This is a genomic window from Saccharopolyspora rectivirgula DSM 43747, from assembly GCF_000497205.1.
GTDB lineage: Bacteria > Actinomycetota > Actinomycetes > Mycobacteriales > Pseudonocardiaceae > Saccharopolyspora > Saccharopolyspora rectivirgula.
On record NZ_AYJW01000106.1, the window covers coordinates 1 to 5,817 of the forward strand.

Annotated in this window: 4 protein-coding genes and 1 pseudogene; 1 reads left to right on the plus strand and 4 read right to left on the minus strand. The window is 66.8% G+C overall.

Annotation, left to right across the window (positions count from 1 at the left end; genetic code table 11):
- Positions 1 to 99 (plus strand): annotated as a pseudogene (locus SREC43747_RS22090) (aquaporin); the annotation flags it as partial.
- Between the two features lie 42 nt (positions 100 to 141).
- Here SREC43747_RS22090 and SREC43747_RS0118625 read toward each other — a convergent pair.
- The 4 genes from SREC43747_RS0118625 to SREC43747_RS0118640 form a co-directional block, all read right to left on the minus strand.
- Positions 142 to 1,041, minus strand: a complete 900-nt coding sequence (locus tag SREC43747_RS0118625; protein WP_152528474.1) for a PAS domain-containing protein — start codon at positions 1,039 to 1,041, stop codon at positions 142 to 144.
- 525 nt (positions 1,042 to 1,566) lie between these two features.
- Complete coding sequence (locus tag SREC43747_RS0118630; protein WP_029722906.1) at positions 1,567 to 2,373, minus strand: SAM-dependent methyltransferase; 807 nt, start codon at positions 2,371 to 2,373, stop codon at positions 1,567 to 1,569.
- 612 nt (positions 2,374 to 2,985) lie between these two features.
- Entirely contained in the window at positions 2,986 to 3,195 is a 210-nt protein-coding gene (locus SREC43747_RS0118635; protein WP_051388152.1) for a YbdD/YjiX family protein, read from the minus strand.
- On the minus strand, positions 3,192 to 5,336 hold the full coding sequence (locus SREC43747_RS0118640; RefSeq protein ID WP_051388153.1) for a carbon starvation CstA family protein: 2,145 nt from the start codon (positions 5,334 to 5,336) through the stop codon (positions 3,192 to 3,194). The genes SREC43747_RS0118635 and SREC43747_RS0118640 overlap by 4 nt, the downstream gene beginning before the upstream one ends.
- Between the last annotated feature and the right edge of the window lie 481 nt (positions 5,337 to 5,817).

Below are 5,817 nucleotides of genomic sequence, written 5' to 3' on the forward strand. Positions count from 1 at the left end.
TACTTCTGGATCCCAATAGCCGGCCCGCTCATCGGCGCGGTCGTGGGCGCACTGGTGTACGACCTGTTCATCGGACACGTGGTCCAGGCCCGCAGCAGCGAACCGAAGAGGCTCTGCAGCGGCGGTGGCACCCGGCTCGCATCACCGTCCACAGTGGTGTATATGCTGACCGACGAATTGGCCAACGCGCGGGAGATCTTCGAATCGGCCGGCATATACACCACTGTGGACGGTGATGCGAGCCGGGTGCCACCGCCGCTGCAGAGCCTCTTCGTCGTGGGTGGCCTGGTACTGCAGGTATTCCGCTTCCCGCACGCGCTGCGTGACGTCCTGGACGGCCACCAGCCAGAAGCGCTTGCCCTCTTCCTGCACCGTGGTGGTCCGGTTGACCTGCACGATGATCGGTTGCCCGTCGTCCACCCTGGCCAGCACCCGGTGCAGTTGACCGGTGGAGTCCGGGAGGGCTTCGGCGCTGTCCGGAATGGGCACGAAAGGTCCGCCGGGGTCGCTGACGTGCAGCAGTTCGCTGACGGGCCGTCCGCGCAGCTGGTGCAACCGGCAGTGGAGCAGGTCGCACAGCGAGCCGTTGGCGTCCAGGACCGTGCCCAGCTCGTCGAGCATCGCCACCCCGACCGGGGTGAGTTCGAACAGGTCGGTGAAGCGGCGTTCCAGGCGCTCCTTGCGGATCACGGCTTCGTTCTGGTCCCGGGTGACCTTGACGAAGCCGGCCAGTGCACCGTCGGTGGCCCGTTGGGCGACGAGGACGACGTGGGCCCAGAACCGAGAGCCGTCCTTGCGGGTCCGCCACCCTTCGTCGATGAAGAATCCGTTCTCGGCAGCTTGGCCGAGTTCCCACTCCGGATAGCCGGCTTCGACCACTTCCGGAGGGTAGAAGACGGAGAAGTGCCGCCCGACGATCTCTTCGGTCGAATAGCCCTTGATGCGGGCCGCTCCATTGTTCCAGCTGGTCACCCTGCCGGTCGCATCGAGGGAGAAGATCGCGTATTCGCGCATGTCTTCGGCCGCCAGTACCTTGGCCACCTGCGAATTGGTGAGTTCGGAAACTTCAGGTGGCGTTCTGATCTCTTGGCTGCCGTTTCGATCGATCACTATCACTCCGGCCTTCGTCAGGCGTTCGCGGTACTGGGACCCATGCTCCGATGAACTGCCCAGTCTTTGCAGGACTGCGCGCCGTGACTTCGTGGAACGCGTTCACCGGGCAGCGGCGTGCCCTCGGCCACGGAAATGTCGCTGGCCATCAGCGGAATGGCGCTCGACCGCTCTGCGCACGAGATGTCGAGCGCCCGGGAGTGTTGCGATGCGGAAAAGTGCAACACCTACTCCTGATCGGCAGCCGGTGACAGCTGACCGCGGTCACCGGAGATGCAAGCGATGACGCCACATTGCGGACGCACCGTCAACGGTACAAGGGGGAGGGGGAGACCGCTAGGTAACTTCAGCGCGAACAGCGAGCCAGTTCAAACAGCGCTTTTTCACACCGTAGCAGCAATGAAGTGGGGCAGTTCTTCACCGCGGGTGGTTCCTTCGCCGTCTCCGGGGTGCTGATCACGGCAGCACGGCCACCGCGCCGAACGCGTTGGACCGGCTGACCAAGTCCGGCGGCACCTGCGTGTCCGGTCGCCACTGCGTCACCGGCACCAGCCCCGGGGGAACCACCCGGTAGCCGGCCAGCATCGGGGTTATCCGGTCGGCCGACCGCCACCGGACCGGGGTCGTCGTCCGGGACATCACTTCCTCCGCTGCCGTCACCTGTTCGGCGGTGGCAGCCAGCTGGGAGATGTGCGAGAGCACCAAGTAGCTCCCGGACACGCACTTGTTCCGGTACTCGGCCACCAGGTTGATGGCCTCCTCGTCGTCGACGACGAAGGGCAGGATCGCCACCGCCAGCACGGCCACCGGGCGGTCGAAGTCCAGCAGACCGGCCACGCCGGGCGCGGACAGCACGTCCTGCGGGCGGCGGATGTCGGCCTGGGTGATGGTGACGTTCTGCTTCCCCTCCAGCATCCGGCGGGCGTGCGACACGGCCACCGGTTCGATGTCGACGTAGGCCACTCGGGCGGCCGGGTTGAGCTGGTGCGCGATCTCGTGCACGTTGCCCTTGGTCGGAATGCCGGAGCCGAGGTCCAGGAACTGGTCGATCCCGGCGTTGCACAGGTAGCGCACCGCCCGAACGAGGAACGCCCGGTTCGCGCGGGCGTAGATGGTGGCGTCGGGCAGAGCGGCCTTGCCTTCCTCGGCGGCCTTGCGGTCGACTTCGAAGTTCGCCGAGCCGCCCAGGTAGTAGTCGTACATCCGCGCCGCGTTCGGCCGGGTGACGTCAACTCCGCGGAGGAAGTCCTCGTAATCGGTCATTCCAGCCCCCGAATCCGGTTGTGGTTGCCAACATCATCACATGCCGAGAGGCGTTGCGTAGCGGTCCAGTTCTGGCGAGAAATCGCCACGAGCGTTCGTCGACCGTGGTGAACAGTCCGCAACGCTGCGCACACCGGGTTCGACGTGAGCCAGGTGGTGTCAGTTCCTTCGCGAGCTCCGGCCCGGGCGCGTGGTCATCGGTGCCTGGTCGGAGGGACTCCCGTGGTCGCGCTGCAGCGAGGGCGGAAGCTGCGGAAGGCGGAGAGCTGCGTTGCTCGGCACGAGCCGCTCGGCTCATCGGCTCCTGGGAAGTTCAACGACCGGACCGCGATCGACATTCCGCCAGCGCGCTCATCGACGCGCCCGGCACTGGTGGCACCGAATGGTTCGGACCGCGCCTCGCTCCGCTGCGGACGCTCGTCGAGCCCGCGGCGCGGTTCGCGCCGCCGTCGCACGGGGACGTCGACGAGAGCGCGATCGGTTGTCGAACCACTGGAGCAGCCGGGGACCGCCGCTCCGGCCACGGGGGATCGTCGCGGAAGATCGCGTCGAACGGCGAACGGGGCGCCCGGCAGTCGCCGAGCGCCCCGCCTCATCCGATGGGGACAGCTGTCAACAGCACCGCGCTCCAGGATTGCGGTCGCCCCGATCGATGTGCTGCCGCCAGAACTCCCGCTCCGACAGCGGCTGCGCGTCGGGGTGGTGGAGGCGGTGGTGCTCCAAGTACTTCTCGTAGGCGTTCTCGCCCACCACCCCGCGCACTACCTGCCAGGCCTCCCGCAGCGCGGCGCGGATCCTGGGCAACACCGCAGCACTGCTCACGAACCAGCCCCCACTTTTTGCGACTCGGCCAGTTCGCGCTGGATCCGCCGCTCCTCGGCGGTCGGGATCAAACCGGACGGAGCCCACAGCTTGGACTCCTCGTAAGGAGCCTCGGTGGTGGGCAGCGGCTCCTCGGCCCGCAACGCCTTGATCCACACGCGGATCGCGTCCACCAGCACGGTCACGATCAGCAGCGCGAACAGGATGCTCAGCACACCGTCGACCGTGGAGTTGAACACCACCTTCTGCATCTCCTCCACGGTGTGCGCGGAACCCATGCTGGTCTGGCCTTGCTCCAGCGCCTCCTGGTAGGCGGCGCGCTGGGCGAAGAACCCGATCTTCGGGTCGCTGGAGAAGACCTTCTGCCAGCTGGCGGTGAGCGTCACCGCCACGTCCCACGCCAGCGGAACGAGGGTCACCCACGCGTACTTGACCCGACCGGACTTGATCAGGATCGTCGTGGCCACCGTCAGCGCCACCGCGGCCAGCAGCTGGTTGGCGATGCCGAACAGCGGGAACAACTGGTTGATGCCGCCCAGCGGGTCGTTGACCCCGGCCCACAGGAAGTAGCCCCAGGCGCCGACGATCAAGGCGCTGGAGAGCCAGATGCCCGGCTTCCAGCTGACGTCGCCGAACTTCTTCCACACGTTGCCCACGGTGTCCTGCAGCATGAACCGGCCGACCCGGGTACCGGCGTCAACCGTGGTCAGGATGAACAGGGCCTCGAACATGACCGCGAAGTGGTACCAGAAGGCCCGCATCGAGTCCCCGCCGACCACCTGCGAGAACACTTCGGACAGGCCGACGGCCAGCGTGGGCGCGCCACCGCTGCGGCCGACCAGTGTGGATTCCTCCACCGCCGCGGCGGCCGCGGCCAGCTCCTCCGGGGTGATCTGGAAACCGATCGAGGCCACCGCCTGCGAAGCCGACTCCAACGTGTCGCCGAGCATGTTCCCCGGCATGTTCATCGCGAAGTACAGGCCGGGGTCGATGACGCAGGCCGCCGCGAGCGCCATGATCGCCACGAACGACTCGGTGAGCATGCCGCCGTAGCCGATGACCCGGACCTGCGACTCCTTCTGCAGCATCTTCGGGGTGGTGCCCGAGGACACCAGGGCGTGGAAGCCGGACAGCGCACCGCAAGCGATCGTGATGAACACGAACGGGAACAGCGATCCGGAGAAGACCGGGCCCTGCCCGTTGAGCGCGAACTCGGTGATCGCCTCGGTCTTCATCACCGGCAGCGCGATGAGGATGGACACCGCCAGCATCACCACGACGCCGACCTTCATGAAGGTGCTCAAGTAGTCGCGCGGCGCCAGCAGCATCCACACCGGAAGCACCGAGGCGACGAAGCCGTAGATGACCAGCGCCAGGGTGAGCTCGTTCGCCGACAGCGTGAAGTAGGGCGCCAGCGAGGACTCGGCGATCCAACCGCCACCGGCGATGCTCAGCACCAGCAGGACGATCCCGATGACCGAGGTTTCGACCACCTTGCCGGGGCGCAGGTAGCGCAGGTAGAAGCCCATGAACAAGGCGATCGGGATGGTCATGCCGATGGAGAAGGTGCCCCACGGCGACCCCTTGAGGGCCTCCACGACCACCAGCGCCAGCACCGCCAACAGGATGATCATGATCGACAGCACTGCCAGGAGCGCTGCCACGCCGCCCACCGGCCCGATCTCGTCCCGGGCCATCTGGCCGAGGCTGCGGCCGTTGCGGCGGGTGGAGAAGAACAGGACGACCATGTCCTGTACGGCGCCGGCGAAGATGACGCCGACGATGATCCAGATCGTGCCCGGCAGATACCCCATCTGCGCCGCCAGCACGGGGCCGACGAGCGGGCCGGCACCGGCGATCGCCGCGAAGTGGTGTCCGAACAGCACTCGTCGGTCGGTCGGCTGGAAGTCGGTGGCGTTGTTCAGCCGCTCTGCTGGAGTCGCGCGGGTGTCGTCGGCTTTGAGCACCCGGTAGGTGATGAAGCGCGCGTAGAACCGGTAACCGATCGCGTACGACGCCACGGCGGCGAACACCAGCCACGCAGCCGAGATCTCCTCGCCCCGGCTGAGCGCGAGAACGCCCCACGCGATCGCCCCGCCGATCGCCACCAGCGTCCAGATGGCGATCTCCTTGGGACTCATCTTCCGTTTCCGAGTCGCGTCGCCACTCGGAGCCGTTGTACTAGCCACCGCTCGAGTCTCCATTCCTGCGATGTGCTGTGCGGCCTGACATGGCACAGCAGACACGAGGATCTGCCTGCATGCCGTGGATGTCCAGCATGTGACTGGAGAGTGACCAGGATGTAAGACAGATGGGACACGGTCCGCATTGGGGCATTTACCCGGTGTCGAAGATCGAGCGGAGAAACGGAAAAAACAGACGAAAAGTGCACTGGGTGGCGAGGTGGGGATCGACCCCCGGCCACCGCGCCGCGCGACGCCCCGTTCCCCGTTCCGGCGCCGCGGCAGGTGCCCCGACCGGTTGCAGGCACTGGCCGGTTTGGTCGACTTCGTGATCAACTGAGCAGCTCTCGGTAAGCTTCGCCGCTGGCGGCCACACCGCAACAGACCACCGCAACTTTAACCGGCCAGTGCCTGCAACCGGTCGGGGCACCTGCCGCGG

Excerpts from the sequence above, each read along its gene's own strand:
- SREC43747_RS0118630 (WP_029722906.1), bottom strand. The coding sequence starts at position 2,373 with ATGACCGATTACGAGGACTTCCTCCGCGGAGTTGACGTCACCCGGCCG.
- SREC43747_RS0118640 (WP_051388153.1), bottom strand. The coding sequence starts at position 5,336 with ATGAGTCCCAAGGAGATCGCCATCTGGACGCTGGTGGCGATCGGCGGG.